2 rRNA genes (1 of these 2 running past the window's edge) are annotated in these 2,534 nt (G+C 54.4%); both read right to left on the bottom strand.

Annotation, left to right across the window (positions count from 1 at the left end):
* Nucleotides 1–7: 7 nt before the first annotated feature.
* A 5S ribosomal RNA gene (gene rrf, locus HDG39_RS34165) occupies nt 8–121 on the bottom strand.
* Nucleotides 122–346: 225 nt separating this feature from the next.
* Nucleotides 347–2,534: ribosomal RNA gene (locus tag HDG39_RS34160) — 23S ribosomal RNA — on the bottom strand (it continues 793 nt past the right edge of the window).

Genomic DNA, 2,534 nt, shown 5'->3' with positions numbered 1-2,534 from the left:
GGGGGGAGCCTGACGATTACCTACTTTCACACGGGCAATCCGCACTATCATCGGCGTGGAGTCGTTTCACGGTCCTGTTCGGGATGGGAAGGGGTGGGACCGACTCGCTATGGTCATCAGGCATGACGGGTTGCTGCGTCGCAGGGGTTGGAGTCAACCGGTTGCGCCACAGCCAATCGGGAAGAAGCGTAAAGGATTCGGGTGGGGGTTGTGTTGTTTCTGGCACAACACTGAATCCCAACCGTGCGTTTCTGTGAGCTCCCGCGGGAGTTCACACCAATCCCCTTCGGGGATCGGACCCGCGCAAGTGCTGAAGCACTACCGCGGGTCGAGACACACCTGTTATAGGATCAAGCCTTACGGGCAATTAGTATCAGTTAGCTCAGTACATTACTGTACGTGCACACCTGACCTATCAACGTCCTGGTCTTGAACGACCCTTCAAGGGGCTCGAAGCCCCGGGGATATCTCATCTTAAGGCGAGTTTCCCGCTTAGATGCTTTCAGCGGTTATCTCTTCCGAACATAGCTACCCGGCGATGCCACTGGCGTGACAACCGGTACACCAGAGGTTCGTCCACTCCGGTCCTCTCGTACTAGGAGCAGCCCCCTTCAAATATCCAGCGCCCACGGCAGATAGGGACCAAACTGTCTCACGACGTTTTAAACCCAGCTCACGTACCTCTTTAAATGGCGAACAGCCATACCCTTGGGACCGGCTACAGCCCCAGGATGAGATGAGCCGACATCGAGGTGCCAAACACCGCCGTCGATATGAACTCTTGGGCGGTATCAGCCTGTTATCCCCAGAGTACCTTTTATCCGTTGAGCGATGGCCCTTCCATACAGAACCACCGGATCACTATGACCTGCTTTCGCACCTGTTCGACTTGTCAGTCTCACAGTCAAGCACGCTTATGCCATTGCACTATCAGCACGATTTCCGACCGTACCTAGCGTACCTTCGTACTCCTCCGTTACACTTTGGGAGGAGACCGCCCCAGTCAAACTGCCTACCATGCACTGTCCCCGACCCGGATCACGGGCCAAGGTTAGAACCTCAAACAGATCAGGGTGGTATTTCAAGGACGGCTCCACGCAGACTGGCGTCCACGCTTCATAGCCTCCCACCTATCCTACACAGACCGGTTCAAAGTCCAATGCAAAGCTACAGTAAAGGTTCATGGGGTCTTTCCGTCTAGCCGCGGGGAGATTGCATCATCACAAACACTTCAACTTCGCTGAGTCTCGGGAGGAGACAGTGTGGCCATCGTTACGCCATTCGTGCAGGTCGGAACTTACCCGACAAGGAATTTCGCTACCTTAGGACCGTTATAGTTACGGCCGCCGTTTACCGGGACTTCAATCAGGAGCTTGCACCCCATCATTTAATCTTCCGGCACCGGGCAGGCGTCACACCCTATACGTCCACTTTCGTGTTTGCAGAGTGCTGTGTTTTTATTAAACAGTCGCAGCCACCAGTTTATTGCAACCCCTTCACCCTTCTGGCGCAGGCCAGTCAGGCTACCAGGGCGTACCTTATCCCGAAGTTACGGTACCAATTTGCCGAGTTCCTTCTCCCGAGTTCTCTCAAGCGCCTTAGAATACTCATCTCGCCCACCTGTGTCGGTTTGCGGTACGGTCACTGTGAAACTGAAGCTTAGAGGCTTTTCCTGGAACCCCTTCCAGTTGCTTCGCCACCGAAGTGGCTCGCCTCGCACCCTTGAATCCTGCGCCCGGATTTGCCAAAGCGCCTTCTCCAATGCAAGGACCGGGACTTCCAACACCCGGACAACCTTCCGCGATCCGTCCCCCCATCGCATTTCACAATGGTGCAGAAATATTAATCTGCTTCCCATCAGCTACGCATTTCTGCCTCGCCTTAGGGGCCGACTCACCCTACGCCGATGAACGTTGCGTAGGAAACCTTGGGCTTACGGCGAGGGGGCCTTTCACCCCCTTTATCGCTACTCATGTCAGCATTCGCACTTCCGATACCTCCAGCACACTTTCCAGTGCACCTTCGCAGGCTTACGGAACGCTCTCCTACCATGCACATGACTGTGCATCCGCAGCTTCGGTATATGGCTTAGCCCCGTTACATCTTCCGCGCAGGACGACTCGATCAGTGAGCTATTACGCTTTCTTTAAAGGGTGGCTGCTTCTAAGCCAACCTCCTGACTGTTTTAGCCTTCCCACTTCGTTTCCCACTTAGCCATATTTGGGGACCTTAGCTGGCGGTCTGGGTTGTTTCCCTCTTGACACCGGACGTTAGCACCCGATGTCTGTCTCCCGTGATTGCACTCTTCGGTATTCGGAGTTTGCTATGGCGTAGTAATCCGCAATGGACCCCACAACCATGACAGTGCTCTACCCCCGAAGGTGATACACGAGGCACTACCTAAATAGTTTTCGGAGAGAACCAGCTATTTCCAGGTTTGTTTAGCCTTTCACCCCTATCCACAGCTCATCCCCTAACTTTTCAACGTTAGTGGGTTCGGTCCTCCAGCACGTGTTACCGTGCCTTCAACCTGG

Origin of the sequence: Paraburkholderia lebeckiae (assembly GCF_014201005.1) — a bacterium.
GTDB classification, from domain to species: domain Bacteria; phylum Pseudomonadota; class Gammaproteobacteria; order Burkholderiales; family Burkholderiaceae; genus Paraburkholderia; species Paraburkholderia tuberum.
Note: the sequence above shows the minus strand (reverse complement) of the source record. Positions and strands in the feature narration are given on the sequence as shown.